The 15,758-nt window shown below is 65.8% G+C and carries 14 protein-coding genes, 1 tRNA gene and 1 pseudogene; 11 read left to right on the forward strand and 5 right to left on the reverse strand.

Translation table 11 applies throughout. From position 1 onward, the window contains the following. Position 1: 1 nt before the first annotated feature. Positions 2-1,117: a hypothetical protein gene (locus IDF66_RS16325; protein ID WP_190267757.1), complete on the reverse strand. Its 1,116-nt coding sequence runs from the start codon at positions 1,115-1,117 to the stop codon at positions 2-4. Positions 1,118-1,211: 94 nt separating this feature from the next. Between IDF66_RS16325 and IDF66_RS16330 the strand changes: the two genes are divergently transcribed. Then, positions 1,212-1,850, forward strand: a complete 639-nt coding sequence (locus IDF66_RS16330; RefSeq protein ID WP_190267758.1) for a TetR-like C-terminal domain-containing protein — start codon at positions 1,212-1,214, stop codon at positions 1,848-1,850. Here the strand turns inward: IDF66_RS16330 and IDF66_RS16335 are convergent. Beyond that, positions 1,811-2,506 carry a TetR/AcrR family transcriptional regulator gene (locus tag IDF66_RS16335; RefSeq protein WP_190267759.1) on the reverse strand — a complete coding sequence of 232 codons (696 nt, stop codon included), beginning with the start codon at positions 2,504-2,506 and terminating at the stop codon, positions 1,811-1,813. The two genes, IDF66_RS16330 and IDF66_RS16335, sit on opposite strands and share 40 nt — an antisense overlap. 46 nt (positions 2,507-2,552) lie before the next feature. On the opposite strand from IDF66_RS16335, the gene IDF66_RS16340 reads away from it, so the two are divergent. The 5 genes from IDF66_RS16340 (at position 2,553) to IDF66_RS16360 (ending at position 6,888) form a co-directional block, all read left to right on the forward strand. Continuing rightward, complete coding sequence (locus IDF66_RS16340) at positions 2,553-2,966, forward strand: nuclear transport factor 2 family protein (protein ID WP_164306899.1); 414 nt, start codon at positions 2,553-2,555, stop codon at positions 2,964-2,966. Positions 2,967-3,201: 235 nt separating this feature from the next. Next, the gene (locus IDF66_RS16345) at positions 3,202-3,846 is read left to right on the forward strand and encodes an ABC transporter permease (protein WP_164306898.1); all 645 of its coding nucleotides are present in this window, start codon (positions 3,202-3,204) and stop codon (positions 3,844-3,846) included. Beyond that, entirely contained in the window at positions 3,843-5,165 is a 1,323-nt protein-coding gene (locus IDF66_RS16350) for an ATP-binding cassette domain-containing protein (RefSeq protein WP_190267760.1), read from the forward strand. Before IDF66_RS16345 ends, IDF66_RS16350 begins: the two co-directional genes overlap by 4 nt. Continuing rightward, positions 5,162-5,899: an ABC transporter permease gene (locus tag IDF66_RS16355; RefSeq protein ID WP_190267761.1), complete on the forward strand. Its 738-nt coding sequence runs from the start codon at positions 5,162-5,164 to the stop codon at positions 5,897-5,899. Before IDF66_RS16350 ends, IDF66_RS16355 begins: the two co-directional genes overlap by 4 nt. Continuing rightward, the gene (locus tag IDF66_RS16360; RefSeq protein WP_190267762.1) at positions 5,896-6,888 is read left to right on the forward strand and encodes a glycine betaine ABC transporter substrate-binding protein; all 993 of its coding nucleotides are present in this window, start codon (positions 5,896-5,898) and stop codon (positions 6,886-6,888) included. Before IDF66_RS16355 ends, IDF66_RS16360 begins: the two co-directional genes overlap by 4 nt. Before the next feature lie 15 nt (positions 6,889-6,903). Here IDF66_RS16360 and IDF66_RS16365 read toward each other — a convergent pair whose 3' ends face one another. Continuing rightward, positions 6,904-7,572 (reverse strand): TetR/AcrR family transcriptional regulator, encoded by a 669-nt coding sequence (locus IDF66_RS16365; protein ID WP_164306894.1) that lies wholly within the window; start codon positions 7,570-7,572, stop codon positions 6,904-6,906. Between the two features lie 94 nt (positions 7,573-7,666). Here IDF66_RS16365 and IDF66_RS23850 point away from each other — a divergent pair. Together IDF66_RS23850 and IDF66_RS23855 are read left to right on the forward strand one after the other, a co-directional pair. Continuing rightward, positions 7,667-9,163 (forward strand): annotated as a pseudogene (locus IDF66_RS23850) (DHA2 family efflux MFS transporter permease subunit); the annotation flags it as partial. A gap of 111 nt (positions 9,164-9,274) precedes the next feature. Further along, the gene (locus IDF66_RS23855; protein ID WP_317628756.1) at positions 9,275-10,036 is read left to right on the forward strand and encodes an MSCRAMM family protein; all 762 of its coding nucleotides are present in this window, start codon (positions 9,275-9,277) and stop codon (positions 10,034-10,036) included. Positions 10,037-10,155: 119 nt separating this feature from the next. Here the strand turns inward: IDF66_RS23855 and IDF66_RS16375 are convergent. Then, positions 10,156-10,227: transfer RNA gene (locus tag IDF66_RS16375), tRNA-Gln, on the reverse strand. 125 nt (positions 10,228-10,352) lie between these two features. Continuing rightward, on the reverse strand, positions 10,353-11,108 hold the full coding sequence (gene fabG, locus IDF66_RS16380; protein WP_190267764.1) for a 3-oxoacyl-ACP reductase FabG: 756 nt from the start codon (positions 11,106-11,108) through the stop codon (positions 10,353-10,355). Between the two features lie 177 nt (positions 11,109-11,285). On the opposite strand from fabG, the gene glmU reads away from it, so the two are divergent. The 3 genes from glmU to IDF66_RS16395 all read left to right on the forward strand — a co-directional run bounded on the left by glmU (position 11,286) and on the right by IDF66_RS16395 (position 15,756). Continuing rightward, entirely contained in the window at positions 11,286-12,764 is a 1,479-nt protein-coding gene (glmU, locus tag IDF66_RS16385) for a bifunctional UDP-N-acetylglucosamine diphosphorylase/glucosamine-1-phosphate N-acetyltransferase GlmU (protein ID WP_190267765.1), read from the forward strand. A gap of 28 nt (positions 12,765-12,792) precedes the next feature. Continuing rightward, positions 12,793-13,770 (forward strand): ribose-phosphate diphosphokinase, encoded by a 978-nt coding sequence (locus IDF66_RS16390; protein ID WP_164306890.1) that lies wholly within the window; start codon positions 12,793-12,795, stop codon positions 13,768-13,770. A 393-nt stretch (positions 13,771-14,163) separates the two neighbouring features. Further along, complete coding sequence (locus tag IDF66_RS16395; RefSeq protein ID WP_223309712.1) at positions 14,164-15,756, forward strand: SMP-30/gluconolactonase/LRE family protein; 1,593 nt, start codon at positions 14,164-14,166, stop codon at positions 15,754-15,756. Positions 15,757-15,758 lie beyond the last annotated feature (2 nt).

Genomic DNA, 15,758 nt, shown 5'->3' on the forward strand with positions numbered 1-15,758 from the left:
ATCACCAGCCCGTGTAACCGTAGCGCGGATAGGCACCGACGAACACCATCTCGACGAGCCCGTGTCCCACCTTGCCGTCCATCTGCACCTCGCAGAGCGTCTCACTGACGAAACTGACCGGACGGATTGCTTCCACATCGGTCGCGTCGATGGTGAATCCATCGATGAAATCCGTTCCACGCCAATACCCTGACGCGTAGCCACGGAACTCCTGATAGCCGGCCAGACCTGGCCAGAAATCACAGATCGGCGTCACATCGATCGAGCTGGTGGTCCGGTCGTCACGGTGGACGTCGAAGGTTCCACCACTGATCACGCGCAGGTCGTCGCGGAACTTGAGATCGTGGTCGACGTCGATGATCGGCGACGACGAGCCACCATCGGCCAGGCGATGCAAGATCTCGCCCTCGAACTGCGTTCGACGCCCCTCGGAATCCTCACGCTGCGCGAAATGCACCAGTTCGTCGTCGAACTCGAAGATCCCCATGTAATACAGCACACCATCGGGAATCTCACCCGGCTGCATCTCGGTACCGTCCGGCAGGCTGCCGCCCCCGGGTCCGTTGCGTACGCCCCATGAATGATCACGTCCGAACCACCAACGGTGCGGGTCTATGTCGATGCGGTCGCCGTCGATCACGATGTGCCCGGACAGGTTCCCGTTCTGATAGAAGCGCCGAGCGTTCTCCTGGACCCGTCCCCTCGTCCGGTGAAACGCCGGCGTCTGTTCGTAGGCCGGGAATTCGGCGGTCAGGACCAGATCGAGTTCCAGCCCGTGCTCGTTGCCCCGCAGGGTCGCCCGAGTGCGGCGCAGCGGCTCTTCGATCGAGTAGGTGTAGGGCCCGATCGAGTATTCGCCGAGACCGGCGGGTGCTGCGTCGATCTGACTGGACACACGGACCACACGGGTCTCCTCGCCGCGGCGGGAGACCATCGCGTAGGCGTCGGTCACGTTGCGATTGGGGTAGCGCGCCATCCCGGTCATCACCGTCACGTCGCCGGACGTGTCGAAACCGTACATCACGACGCGCTCGACCCAGCGCAGATCACTCTGTTCGGGGTGATCGAATGTGGTCGGCAGCTGATGACAGAGCAACTCGTCGTGCGCAGTCAGCATGGTGTCCCTCCTCGGAAGATCCGCACGGGTCGCGGCACGGCATTACGTTACGGGCCATAACGAAATTACGTCGCAGATTCGCTAGAGTCGGTCCGTGACCGCCGAACAGCGAACTGTCGCCGGCCGCCCTCGCGACCCCGAGAAGGACGTCGCCGTACTGGATGCGGCACGCGCACTGCTGCGGGAGGGCGGCTATCAGGCGGCCAACATCGCCGCGATCGCCCGCCGCGCGGGCGTCGGCACACCGACTGTCTACCGACGTTGGGCGCGACGGGAGACACTGATCGAGGACGCGGTCTTCGGTGCGCGCGACATCTCCTTGCCGACCCCCACCGACGATCTCCATGCAGACCTGCGCGCGTGGGTCCGGTTGTTCCTCGCCCACCTCGCCGACCCCGCGACACGCGCTGCGATCCCCGGACTACTCGTCGCGTATCAGCAGGACGAGGACCTGTACGGCACCCTGTTGACGCGGGTCGAACGGAGCGTGCGGTCGCATGTGGCCGACGCCGTGACAGCGGTCATCCCGCCCGGATCGGCGACGTTGCGCGCCGCACGCACCGACGCACTCTTCGATCTGCTGGTCGGCGCAACACTGGTCCGCGCGCTGACGTTCGGCCTGCACGACAGCGAATCCTTCTGTACGCAGACCGCCGATGCCCTGATGGCCCTGGCGATGTCGGAGTGGGATCCTCAGTCCTCGGCGGTCGTCCGGTCGCGATTCTCGACGTAACCGGGCCCGACGAGCTTCGGATCGGGATCGAGCCTGGTGAGTCCGTTCCAGCACAGATTCACCAGGTGGGCCGCCACGACTTCTTTCGGGGGCTCACGGACGTCCAACCACCACTGCGCGGTCACCGAGACCATGCCGACCAGGGCCTGCGCGTAGAGCGGCGCCAATGTGGGGTCGAAGCCGCGACGCTCGAAATCACTGGCGAGGATGTGCTCCACCTGACTGATCGCATCGTTGAGAAGGCTTGAATACGTGGTGGTTTCGTCAGTGCCCGTTCGATCGCCGCGAACGAGGATGCGGAAACCGTCGGTCCGTTCCTCCATGTAGGTGAGCAACGCCAAGGCCACCTGCTGGACTCGGTACAGGGAACGGTTCTTGGTCAGCGACGAGGTGACCATCTCCAACAGCGTCTCCATCTCGCGGTCGACCACAACCGCGTAGAGACCTTCCTTGCCGCCGAAGTGTTCGTACACGATCGGCTTCGACACGCCGGCGCGCTGGGCGACTTCTTCGATCGAGGTCCCCTCGAACCCGCGCTCGGCGAACAGACCTCTGGCCACCTCGATCAGTTGCATCCGACGCTGGGGACCGGTCATCCGCGCGCGGGGCGCGCGCTGCACCTCGTCGGATTTGTCGGTCGGGCGGCTCACTGCCATGACGACAACACTAACGACGCGTGCCCGACACTGGTAATTGTTGGGCATGTTGAGCATCGAAGAGATCTCCGCACGCCTCGAGATCCAGCAGGTCCTGACCGACTACTCCACGGCGGTGGACTCCGCACGGTTCGACGACCTCGACGCCGTCTTCACCACCGACGCCGTCGTCGATTACAGCGTCATGGGCGGCATCGTCGGCGGGCCCGTCGAGGTCAAAGCGTGGCTCGCCGAAGTTCTTCCGAGCTTCTCGGCCTACTGCCACCTGCTGGGCAACCATGACATCCGGGTCGACGGCGCCACCGCGACCACCCGCACCCTGTGCCTGAACCCGATGCAGACGCCGGACACGTCGACGTTTCTCATCGGCCTCTGGTACGCCGACACCTGGCTGCTGACCGACGACGGTTGGCGGATCCGGACCCGAACACTCGAGAAGTGCTTCGACAAACAGCTCTGACCGGCACCGATCGGCCAACGCGACACCGATCGGCCACCAATCGTTACCTATTCGACATGAGGGCAGGTCAGACGGCATGTGTCGGCAGCCTTTCGGAAGTCAAGAGTGCGGCCGCATCGAACAAAACCCTGCCTGAACGTATGTCGGCGCATTACTGTGAGATCCGGCTCAGACCTCAGATTGTGTCCGTCAGTTCGGGTTCTGATGCCGACGGGCAGACGACGAGGGGATTCCCGTGCAATTGTGGGATTACATCCAGGGGCATGCGGCCACGCTGACCTTTCTCACGTATCAACACGCCTCGCTGGCATTTCAGACGGTGTTGGTCGGCGCAGTGGTCGCGGTGCTCATCGCCGTCGCGGTCTACCGGCTGCCGTTCTTCTCGGCGTTCACCCTCACCACCAGCCGAGTCGCGCTGACCATCCCGTCGCTGGCTCTTCTCGCCCTGCTGATCGTGCCGTTCGGACTGGGGGTGACCCCGAGCTTCATCATGCTGGCGTTCTTCGCCGCGATGCCCGTGATCGGCAACGCCATCGTCGGGTTGCGGTCGGTTCCACCGTCGGTGATCGAGTCGGCTCAGGGCATCGGCCTGTCGCGCTGGCGAATTCTGCTCTCCGTCGAGTTACCCATCGCCTGGCCGGTGATCCTCACCGGGATTCGCGTCTCCACCCAGATGATCATCGGCGTCGCCGCGATCGTCGCCTACGTACTCGGCCCCGGGCTCGGGTCGCTGATCTTCAGCGGGCTGTCTCGGCTCGGGGGTGCCAACGCCCTCGAGATGGCCCTGACCGGAACCGTTCTCATCGTCATCATCGCGTTGGTGTTTGACGGCCTCCTCGTCCTGCTCGGCCGCCTCACGATCTCCAAAGGACTGTCATGACCGAACCGGCAATCGACTCGGCCTCCCCGGATCGCACCGTCACCGGAGCCTCGATCCGACTCGAGGGCGTGATGAAGCGCTATCGAGGACAACACAAACCAGCTGTCGAGAGCCTGGATCTGGAGATCGACGCTGGCCACATCGTCGCCTTCGTCGGTCCGTCCGGATGCGGGAAGACCACGATGCTGAAGATGATCAACCGGCTCATCGAGCCCACCGAGGGGCACATCTTCATCGGCGATCGCGACGTCACGAACGAGAATCCCGACAAACTGCGGCAATCCATCGGCTACGTGATCCAGTCCGGTGGCCTCTTCCCACACTGGTCGGTGTCGAAGAACATCGGCGCGATCCCCCGCGTGCTCGGCTGGGACAAGAAGAGGATCGCCGAGCGTACCGCCTATCTGCTCGATCTCGTCGGGCTCGATGCCGACACCTTCGCCGACAGACTGCCGAAGGACATGTCCGGTGGACAGCAGCAACGTGTCGGCGTGGCACGAGCCCTCGCGGCCGATCCCCCGGTATTGCTGATGGACGAACCGTTCGGCGCGGTCGACCCGATCACACGGGTTCGCCTGCAGGACAGTCTCATCGCCATCCAGCACGAACTCGGGAAGACGATCGTCGTGGTGACCCACGATTTCGAAGAGGCCACGAAGCTGGGCGACAAGGTCCTGGTCCTGTCCGAGGGCGGCCACATCGAGCAATACGCGACACCCGAGGAGATCCTGGCCAACCCGGCCAGCGAATTCGTCGAGCAGTTCGTCGGATCGGGTGCGACGCTTGCCCATCTGACACTGTCGCGGGTACGCGACGTGCAGCACGAACCCGTCACCACCGCCCGCGTCGGCGAGTCGGCGGACGCGGTCATCGCGCGAGCACGCTCCGCGGGGCACAACTGGGTGGTCGTCGTCGACAATTACGGCCATCCGCGCGCGTGGCCATCGCTGGATGAGCTACGGGCGAAGCCTCAGGTGTCCGACTACATCGACCGGCGACTACCCGTCGTCGCACGGTCGTCGACGCTCAACGACGCTCTCGACTCCATGCTCGCGGCCAGCCAGGGGGGCGTCCTGGTGACCGACGGGCGCGGGGCCGTCGTCGGGTCGTTGACCATCGGACTGGTGATGGATGTGATCCGCGGCCAGCTCGCCGAGGTCCGCGACGACCCCGAAACCCCCTCCTATGTCGATCATCCCGAGGGTTCGTCCACCGACGAGATGCCGGTGATCGTCGCCGCCGACGACGAGCCGGGGACCGAGACGCCAGTGGACGACCAAAAGCCGGCAGGCGAATCGGGAGCCGGCGAGCACCCATGAGACGACTACGCCGCTTGCCGATGGACGTGTGGTTCGAGCCATTGCTCATCGTCGTGCTCACGGTCGGGTATGTGATCTGGTACCAGGCAACCACATTCACCGAGACCGAACAGGCAGCACTCGGTTGGGACAACCTCCGGACCACCATCCTCGAACACATCAAGCTCACCCTGGTGGCCACCGTCATCGTCGTGGTGATCGCGATCCCGTTGGGCATCCTGCTCACCCGGCCCTCGATGCGATGGCTCAACCCCATCGCCATCAACATCGCCAATGTCGGTCAGGCCGCACCCGCGGTCGGTCTGCTCGTCCTGTTCACCTTCTGGCTGGGCACCGGGTTCCGTACCGCCGTCATCGGTCTCGTCGTCTATGCCATCCTCCCGATCCTGCAGAACACCATCGTGGGGCTGCGCCAGGTGGATCAGCGAACCATCGAGGCCTCACGAGGCATCGGCTATTCGGCCGGCCGAACCCTCGTCCAGGTGGAGTTGCCGCTCGCGGTCCCGGTGATCCTCAACGGCGTCCGCACCGCGCTCGTGATCCTGGTCGGCACCGCAACGTTGAGTACCTTCATCGGCGCCACGAGCCTGGGCACACTGATCACCACCGGTGTCACACTGTTCCTGCCGAAACTCCTGGTCTCGGGCGCCATCCTGGTGGGCCTGCTGGCGTTGATCATCGACTGGATCGGTCGGCTCGTCGAGCTCTTCGCGACCCCCAGGGGGATCTCATGAGGTGGCCGCGCCCACGAAAGTCGTTGACGCAGACCGTCGGGGTGACGTTGGTCGCCCTCTTCGCGGTTGCCGGCTGCGGCCTCGTCAGTTCGTCCGGCACCTTCCAGAAGTCGTCGCTGCCCGACGGCAAGACACCTTTGGCCGGCGCCCAGATCACCGTGACGTCGAAGAACTTCACCGAGAGCGTCCTGCTCGGCAAGATCGCGGCCACCTACCTCGCGGCCGCGGGCGCCGACGTCACCGATCTCACCAACGCGCCCGGGTCCGCGTCGTCGCGGCAGGCTCAGCTCAACGGCGACGCCGACCTGCTGTGGGAGTACACCGGAACCGCGTGGGTGACCTATCACCATGAGACGGAGACGATCCCGGACCCGAAGGAGCTGTGGACCCGCGTCCACGACATCGAGCTCAGTGAGAACAACCTCGTCTGGCTGCCGCCCGCGAATTTCAACGACACCTATGCCTTTGCCGTGTCCGGGCCGACGGCCAAACGACTGAACGTCAAGACCATGTCCGACATCGCCAAGCTCCCGGTCAAGGATCGGACCTTCTGCATCAACGACGAGTTCTTCAGCAGGCCAGACGGTTTCCTGCCGATGCTCGAGACCTACGGGATGCCGTACAACACACCGAACGGGGTGCCCGCGGGAAATGTGACGCAGATGGACTCCGGGGTCGTCTACACCTCGACGGCGAAGAGCCAGCCGTGCAACTTCGGCATGGTGTACACCACCGACGGCCGGATCAAGAACCTGCAACTCGTCACCCTCGAGGACGACAAGAAGTACTTTCTGCCGTACAGCGGCACGGTGGTGGTCCGCAAGGAGACACTCGACGCGTACCCGGACATCGCCCCACTGATGGACACGGTGTCCGAACGTCTCACCGACGACGTGATGCAGGATCTCAACGGTCGGGTGGACATCGACGGCGAGGACCCCTCCGACGTCGCCTACGACTGGCTGAAGAGCGAGGGGCTGATCACGTAACCGGTTTGGTCGCGGCTACCGCTGGGCGTCTCGCCGCGCGCACTGGATCTCCAGGATCTGCTCGTCAGTGAGCGCCGGTACCGACAACGTCGTGCGACCGGTCGCGCGCACGCCGTCGAGGATCAACTCCAGGAAGCGTCGCCACGCATCCGGCACAGTCGGCTGGGTGACGTCGGCGAGGGCCGCGAGCATCGTGAAGATCCCGAAGAAGTCGCTCGGCGCCAGATCGGGACGCAACACCCCGGCGTCCATGGCCCGCTCATAGAGTTTTGTCAGCTGTCCGGTGAGGATCGACTTCGCCGATTTGATGTCGGGATGCTCGTGGTCGATGCGCATGATGAGTGCCGCCAGCCCCCGATCGGTGGCCATCGACGTGCCCACGAGCGTCAAGACATCCACCACGGCCTGCCAGGCGTCGGGGTCCTGTATTGCGAGGCGTGCCCGCTCGGCCACCTGGGTGAGGTGTTCGGCGAGGACACCGACGATGAGTTCGTCGCGATTGGTGAACCGCCGATAGACGGTGCCCACCCCCACCCCGGCGCGCTCGGCCACGTCGTCGAGGGACACCTCCAGCCCGCGTTCGGCGAACAACTCACGGGCCGCGTCGATGATGCGCAGCCGGTTGCGTTCGGCGTCGGCACGCAGCTTGCGGGAGCCGACCGCATCGGCGGCTTGGGTGTTCATGCTCACATCATAGCAAGTGGAGGAATAGCCTCCGGTTGGCGTACGTTGGTGCCAGCAACCGGAGGAGATACCTCCGCCTAGAACGGAGGCTCGGATGAGCACTGTCTACGAGGACCTCGACGCCGCACCCGTCGAGAAGGAATCGGAGCAGGCGCGCCATCATCGGCTGCGCTGGATCGTCTTGGGCGTCCTCGCCCTTGCCCAACTCATGGTCGTGCTCGACGCGACCATCGTGAACATCGCACTCCCCCACGCCCAGGAATCGTTGGGCTTCGGCGACGCGGATCGGCAGTGGATCATCACCGCGTACGCCCTGTCGTTCGGCAGCCTGCTCCTACTCGGTGGCCGCCTGTCGGATCTGTGGGGCCGCAAGACCACCTTCATCATCGGGCTCATCGGATTCGCCGGGATGTCGGCTGTCGGCGGCGCGGCGGTGAACTTCGAGATGCTGGTCGCCGCACGTGCGGGCCAGGGCATCTTCGGCGCGTTGCTCGCTCCGGCCGCCCTGTCGTTGCTGACCACCACGTTCACCGACCCAGCCGAGCGCGGTAAGGCCTTCGGCATCTTCGGCGCAATCGCCGGTGGCGGCGGCGCGCTGGGACTGCTGCTCGGCGGGATGCTCACCGAGTGGGCCGACTGGCGCTGGTGCCTGTACGTCAATCTCGTGATCGCCGCGATCGCACTCGTGGGTGCCGTTCTGTTCCTCGGCGCGCACAAGTCCGAGCACCATCCGAAACTGGACCTGCCCGGCGTGGTCGCCGCGTCGGCCGGACTGTTCTCGATCGTCTACGGCTTCTCGAATGCCGAGACCAACGGCTGGGCCGACTGGGCGACCATCACCTGGCTGATCGCCGGTGTGGTGCTCGTGGCCGGCTTCATCTGGTGGCAGTCACGCAGCAAGCACGCCTTGTTGCCGCTGCGCGTGATCAAGGACCGCACCCGTGGCGGGTCCTACCTGGTGGTGTTCATCGCCGGCATCGGCATGTTCGGCATCTTCCTGTTCCTCACGTACTACCTGCAGCAGAACCTCGGGTTCAGCCCGATCCGGACCGGACTCGGCTTCCTCCCGATGATCGGCATGCTGGTGATCACGGCGACCACGTCGACCGCGGTGATCCTTCCCCGCTTCGGTCCGCGTTGGCTGATGACCTGCGGCATGCTGATCGCCGCCGGCGGCATGGTGCTGCTCACGCAGATCACCGTGAACAGTTCGTACGCAACGCATGTCCTGCCCGCGCTGCTGATCCTCGGAGTCGGCATCGGCGCCTCGATGGCCCCGGCGATGCAGGGCGCCATCTCGGGCGTCTCGCCCGAGGACGCAGGCGTCGCCTCGGCAACGGTCAACACCATGCAGCAGGTCGGCGGATCGGTGGGCACGGCGCTGCTCAGCACCATCGCGTCGAGTGCGGCGGCCTCGTACATCACCGACCACGCGGCCACCGTCTCGAACCAGAACGAACTGTCGCAGTTGGCCGCGGTGGACTCCTACACGACCGCATTCGCGGTGGCCGCAGGCGTATTCGTGGTCGGCGGACTGATCGCAGGGCTGCTCGTCCGGAGCGGCAAGCTGCCGTCGTCCGCAGCCGATGCCGCCGATGCCGTTGACGTCGACGCCGTTGACGTCAACCGATCATCGGAAGCGCGCCCGGCCATCGTCGGTGACGCCGATGCACCGGCCGCCCGTCCACGCATCGCCGGGAGCATCATCACCGGCGACGGCACAGCTCTGGACACCGCCGCGATCACCGTCACCGACATCCACGGCCGACAGGTCGGCACGACAGCGGTCCACGGCGACGGTTTCTACACCGTGCACGACATCGCCGACGGCACCTATACCGTCATCGCCACCGCACCCGGCCACGCCCCCAAGGCCATGACCGTCTCCGTCGTCGGTGACGCGGTGTCCCACCGCGACTTCACCCTCGCCGGCGGCGCCGTGCTCCGAGGGCGCGTCCGCGACGGCCATCGCGCCCTGGGTGCCGACCTGATCGTCACCGATCAATCCGGCGCGGTGGTGACCCGGGCGCATGCCGATGCCGACGGGCACTTCGCGATCCCAGGTCTGTCGGCGGGCGACACCGTCGCGGTGACCGCATCCGCGCCCGGCTACCAGCCGGCCAGCCAACTGGCGACCATCGACGCAGCGGCCGGCCGACGTGTCGAGCCCATCGAGATCCTGCTGGCCCCCACCAGCGGTATCGAGGGTGCGGTGCGCGCCGCACACAGCGGCACCCCGCTGCAGGGTGCGACGGTGTCTGCGATCGGTCCCGACCAGACCATCGTCGCGTCGGCCACCACCGACGCCGACGGTCGATACCGCATCGACGGACTGACCGACGGCCAGTTCACCGTTGTGGCCAACCTGTACGAACCGGCCGCGATCCAGGTCGAAGTCGTTGCCGGCCAACACAACACCGCCGACATCGGATTGGCCTCGGGCAAGAATCCCGCGGTGCCGTGACCGGGTGGCCGTGATCGCATCGATCGCGACCTGACCCGAAACACGGCTGTGGCCCGTTGTTCCTCGCGGAGCAACGGGCCACAGCCGTATCCGGGGCGATTGTGAACCGAGGTGATCTGCTCCCCCACCAGGACTCGAACCTGGAATGCCTGAACCAAAATCAGAAGTGTTGCCGATTACACCATGGGGGAATACTGCGCAGACGATTGTGCCACAGCGTCGTGGCGACAGTTCGACGCAGTTCCCGCGCCCCCGTTTCGTTCCCGCTTGTCCGATCGGATACGCGGGAACGAGTCGAGGGCGCGAGAAAACCTGATCAGTCCTTCGGACCGCCGGCGACGTAGATGACCTGACCCGAGACGAAGCCTGCGCCCTCACTGGCGAAGAACGACGCGGTGTGGGCGATGTCCTCCGGAAGGCCGGTGCGCTGCACGGGGATCTCCGCGGCCGCGGCCTTCTTGAAGTCCTCGAACGGCACGCCGACGCGCTCGGCGGTGGCGGCGGTCATCTCGGTTGCGATGAATCCGGGTGCGATCGCGTTGGCGGTGACACCGAACTGGCCGAGCTCGATGGCGAGGGTCTTGGTGAACCCCTGCATGCCCGCCTTGGCGGCCGAGTAGTTCGCCTGTCCGCGGTTGCCGAGCGCCGACGTGCTCGACAGGTTGACGATCCGTCCCCAGCCGGCGTCGACCATGTGCTTCTGGCATGCCTTGCTCATGTTGAACGCGCCCCGCAGGTGCACGCCCAGAACGGCGTCCCAGTCATCGACCGACATCTTGAACAAGAGGTTGTCGCGCAAGATGCCGGCATTGTTGACCAGGACCGTGGGCGGACCCAGTTCCTCGACGACCTTCTCCACGGCCGCCTTGACCGACTCCTCCTTCGAGACGTCGGCACCGACCGCGATCGCCTTTCCACCGTCGCCGGTGATGGCCGACACAGTGTCCGCACATGCGCCCGCATCGAGGTCGAGGACGGCGACGGCGAGGCCGTCGGCGGCCAATCGCTTGGCGACACCCGCGCCGATACCACGCGCGGCGCCGGTGACGATCGCGACTTTCTGAGTGCTCATCTGATGTACCTCCGTTTGTCCGTGCCAGGTCTGGTCACCTCCCTGTTTTCTATCAGGCCTGCATTTCGGCGGGTGAGCGCGCTCTCGTGGACTACCGATGCGTAACATCGGGCGCGTCGCCGCCTGACGCCGAGAAGCCCTGGCCGACGAACCCGAATCCCGACAGCGGAGGTTGACATGCCGTCTTCACCGACAACCGCCGTGATCGTGCTCGCGGCAGGCGCGGGCACCCGTATGAGGTCCAAGACCCCGAAGATCCTGCACGAGCTGGGCGGTCACTCGATGCTCTGTCACGCACTGCGCGGGGCCGCGGCCGTCGATCCCGATCATGTGATCGCCGTCGTGGGCCACGAGCGGGAACGCATCAGTGCCGCGATCGAGGCCATCGCCCACAACATCGGGCGGACGATCTCGACCGCAGAACAGGAGAAGCCGCGCGGCACCGGCGACGCCGCGCAGGTCGGCCTGTCCGCACTGCCCGCCGATTTCAGCGGAACGGTCCTGGTCACCCCCGGCGATGTACCCCTGCTGGATGGCGACACCCTCGAGGCCATCATCGCCACCCACCAGGCAGGAGCCGGCGCCGCGGTCACGGTGACCACCTTCATCGCCGAGAACCCGGCCGGCTATGGCCGGATCCTGCGCACCGACGACGGCACGGACGTCCGCGCGATCGTCGAGGACCGGGACGCCACTGAGCAGGAACGGGCCGTCACCGAGGTGAACGCCGGGGTCTACGCATTCGACGCGGCGGTGCTCCGCGACGCACTCACCCAACTCACCACGGACAACAAGCAGGGTGAGCACTATCTCACCGACGTGGTCGAGATCGCCCGCAACGCCGGCCAAACGGTGCACGCGCACACCGTCGACGATCCGCATCTGGTGGCCGGGTGCAACGACCGCGTCCAACTCGCGGAACTCGGCGCCGAGCTGAACCGTCGGATCGTGCGGCGCCATCAGCTGGCCGGGGTGACCGTCGTCGATCCCGCCAGCACCTGGATCGACGTCGACGTCACCATCGGCGAGGACGTGCGCATCGAACCCGGCACGCAACTGCTGGGCACCACCACCGTTTCCGACGACGCGGTCATCGGCCCGGATTCCACCCTGCGCGACGTGTCGATCGGAGCAGGCGCTGCGGTGATCCGTACCCACGGCAGCGAGTCGGAGATCGGTGCGAATGCGTCGGTCGGACCGTTTGCCTACCTACGTCCGGGCACCCGGCTCGGCGTCGGCGGCAAGATCGGCACCTTTGTCGAGACAAAGAAGGCCGACATCGGCGCCGGCACCAAAGTCCCGCACCTGACCTACGTCGGAGACGCGACGATCGGCGAGTACTCCAACATCGGAGCCTCGAGCGTGTTCGTCAATTACGACGGCGTGGCGAAACACCGTACTGTGATCGGGTCCCACTGCCGCACCGGTTCTGACAACATGTTTGTCGCACCAGTGCAGGTCGGCGATGGCGCATACACCGGAGCGGGTACGGTCTTGCGGGACGATGTCCCACCCGGTGCCCTTGCGGTGTCGGCGGGACAACAACGCAATATCGAGAACTGGGTGGTGCGCAAGCGCCCGGACAGCGAGTCGGCCCGTGCCGCGCTCGAGGCCCAACAGACCGACAGCCCGGCAGACGACCAGCCGGGCGCCTGACCGCTACATCTCCAACAGAAGAGTTTTCATGACCTGGACCACGGACAACCAGAAGAACCTGATGCTGTTCTCTGGTCGCGCCCATCCCGACCTCGCTCAGTCCGTCGCCGACGAGCTCGGCATCAAGGTGACGCCGCAGACGGCGCGGGACTTCGCCAACGGCGAGATCTTCGTACGCTTCGAGGAGTCGGTGCGCGGCTCCGACGCATTCGTCCTGCAGAGCTGCCCATACCCGATGAACCAGTGGGTCATGGAGTCGCTCATCATGATCGACGCCCTCAAGCGCGGATCGGCAAAACGCATCAGCGTGATCCTGCCGTTCTACCCGTACGCACGCCAGGACAAGAAGCATCGCGGTCGCGAACCGATCTCCGCCCGGTTGATGGCCGACCTGTTGAAGGCCGCAGGCGCGGACCGGATCATCACCGTCGACCTGCACACCGACCAGATCCAGGGCTTCTTCGACGGCCCGGTCGACCACATGCATGCCCAGGGGCAGCTCGCCGACTATGTCCGGGAGAACTACGGCACCGACAACGTCACCGTGGTGTCGCCGGACTCCGGTCGCGTGCGTGTCGCCGAGAAGTGGGCCGATGCGCTCAACGGCGCACCGCTGGCGTTCATCCACAAGACGCGCGATCCCCTGGTGCCCAACCAGGTCAAGTCCAATCGTGTCGTCGGCGATGTCGACGGCCGCACCTGCGTGCTTATCGACGACATGATCGACACCGGCGGCACGATCGCCGGTGCGGTGAAAGTGCTCAAGGATGCCGGTGCCGGCGAGGTCGTCATCGCGACCACCCACGGCGTCTTCTCCGATCCGGCCGCGGAGCGGCTCGCGAACTGCGGCGCCCGTGAGGTCATCGCGACCGACACCCTGCCGATCCCGGAGGAGAAGCGGTTCGAGAACCTGACGGTGTTGTCGATCGCCCCGCTGCTCGCCCAGACCATCCGCGAGGTCTTCGAGAACGGCTCGGTCACGAGCCTGTTCGACGGCAGCGCGTAGACGCCCGGCACACCGATCCCACGAGAGCGGACCTTCGCGACGATCATCGTCGCGGCGGTCCGCTCTCGTGCGTTGTGGGCCGTCCATCGGAAGCCACTCACCTGACGCCGTGACGTACCGACGATGACCGTTGCGCAGATGCTGCGCAACGGTCATCGAACATCGGCGCAATGGTCCCGTCACCGCGTCCACCCCTCGATAATCTGACTGCACCTAGTCGAGAACGTGGTTCCTATCCTGTCAAGGATAGTAATACTTGTAAATCTTGCGGTTCCCGGATTAGACTCCGACGCGAGCGAAATTGTGGCCTGCATCACGCCCGTCCGGCCTTCACGCACCGGCCGTCAGGACACGTCGCCATCACTGATCTCTCCTCAGGACAGGAGGCCCACCTTGACGCAGGCGGCCCGCTACACCAGCACTTCGTCCCACGAGCTCGCCGACGGCTGGCGCCTTGAGCGGGTGACCGAACCGAGCCGGCTGTTCGGGGCGAACGGCATCCGGACGGGCCCGGACGGCCGGATCTACATCGCGCAGGTCGCCGGGAGCCAGATCAGCGCCCTTGACCTCGAATCCGGTGCGCTGGAGACCGTCAGCGCCAAGGGCAGCGACATCATCGCGCCCGACGACGTGGCGTTCGACGCGCGCGGGGACATGTACGTGACCGAGTACTACGACGGACGGGTCAGCGTGCGCGAGGCAGGCGGCGCCACCCGGTTGCTGCGCGACGATCTGCCCGGGGCCAACGGCATCACAATCCATCAGGGCAGGCTCTTCGTGAACGAATGCCGACCCGGTGGTCGCCTGATGGAATTGGATCCCGCCGGTGGCGCCCCCACGGTCCTCCTGGAGGATCTGCCCATGCCGAACGGCATGGAGGTCGGCCCCGACGGCAAGCTCTATTATCCGCTGCTCGGCGCAAACGAGATCTGGCGCATCGACCTCGACGGAGGCGAACCCGAAAGGGTCGCAACCGATCTCGGCGGACCCGACTCGGTGAAGTTCGATTCCGACGGCAACATCGTGTCCACCCAGGTCGCCTCCGGGCAGGTCCTGCGGATCGATCCCCGCAGCGGCACGCAGACTCTACTGGCCCAGCTCTCACCGGGTCTGGACAACCTGACATTTGCCGGTGACCGACTGTTCGTGTCGAGCTTCACCGGACAGATCACCGAGATACTCGGCGACGGCGGCACCCGAACTGCCCTGGCCGACGGACTGACCTGGCCGCTCGACCTCACCGTTGGCCCCGACGGCACCCTCTACATCGCCGACGGCACGTTCTTGCTGGCACATCGACCGGGCGCCGAACTCAGCACGCTGGGAATGCTTTTCAGCCCGGGGTACCCCGGCTACATCCGCGGGATGGCGGCCACGGGCGACGGCGAGTTCGTCGTCGCCGGCAACGGCACGGTATCGCGCTACCGGCCGGCCGCCGCCGAGAGCGAAGTACTCGTCGAAGGCCTCGACCAGCTCTACGGAGTAGCCGTCGCGGCGAACGGGACCATCGCGGTCGCCGACCTCGGAACCGGTCAGGTGCATGCCGTCGGGTCCGGTCGGACCGACGTCCTGGCAAGCGGGCTCGACCGCCCGATGGGCGTGGCGTTCACCGCGGACGGAACCTGCCTCGTCTCCGAGTCGGGTGCCGGTCGGGTTGCGGCCGTGACGAGTTCGGGCACCGACACCCTGGTGGACGGACTCGAGTCGCCGCAGGGGATCACCGTCGTGGGGTCGCAGCTCTACATCGTCGACACCGGGAGCAAATCGCTGGTCAACGTCGACCTGGAGACCAAGAGCCGACAGATCGTGGCGACGGGGCTACCCGTCGGTGCACCACCCGGGGTGACACCCAAGCCGCTGCGCGGATTGGTCCCGTTCTCCGGACCGCAAGGACCGTTCGCGGGTGTAGCGGCCGGCCCCGACGGAACCCTGTACGTCTCGGCCGATGCCGACGGAAGCGTCATCGCGCTTCGGAAGGAGCGCTGATC

The organism is Gordonia hankookensis (genome assembly GCF_014673215.1).
In the GTDB taxonomy this organism is placed as follows: domain Bacteria; phylum Actinomycetota; class Actinomycetes; order Mycobacteriales; family Mycobacteriaceae; genus Gordonia; species Gordonia hankookensis.

Excerpts from the sequence above, each read along its gene's own strand:
- IDF66_RS16335 (WP_190267759.1), bottom strand. The coding sequence starts at position 2,506 with ATGGCAGTGAGCCGCCCGACCGACAAATCCGACGAGGTGCAGCGCGCG.
- IDF66_RS16340 (WP_164306899.1), top strand. The coding sequence starts at position 2,553 with ATGTTGAGCATCGAAGAGATCTCCGCACGCCTCGAGATCCAGCAGGTC.
- fabG (WP_190267764.1), bottom strand. The coding sequence starts at position 11,108 with ATGAGCACTCAGAAAGTCGCGATCGTCACCGGCGCCGCGCGTGGTATC.
- IDF66_RS16325 (WP_190267757.1), bottom strand. The coding sequence starts at position 1,117 with ATGCTGACTGCGCACGACGAGTTGCTCTGTCATCAGCTGCCGACCACA.
- IDF66_RS16390 (WP_164306890.1), top strand. The coding sequence starts at position 12,793 with ATGACCTGGACCACGGACAACCAGAAGAACCTGATGCTGTTCTCTGGT.
- IDF66_RS16365 (WP_164306894.1), bottom strand. The coding sequence starts at position 7,572 with ATGAACACCCAAGCCGCCGATGCGGTCGGCTCCCGCAAGCTGCGTGCC.
- glmU (WP_190267765.1), top strand. The coding sequence starts at position 11,286 with ATGCCGTCTTCACCGACAACCGCCGTGATCGTGCTCGCGGCAGGCGCG.
- IDF66_RS16350 (WP_190267760.1), top strand. The coding sequence starts at position 3,843 with ATGACCGAACCGGCAATCGACTCGGCCTCCCCGGATCGCACCGTCACC.
- IDF66_RS16360 (WP_190267762.1), top strand. The coding sequence starts at position 5,896 with ATGAGGTGGCCGCGCCCACGAAAGTCGTTGACGCAGACCGTCGGGGTG.
- IDF66_RS16355 (WP_190267761.1), top strand. The coding sequence starts at position 5,162 with ATGAGACGACTACGCCGCTTGCCGATGGACGTGTGGTTCGAGCCATTG.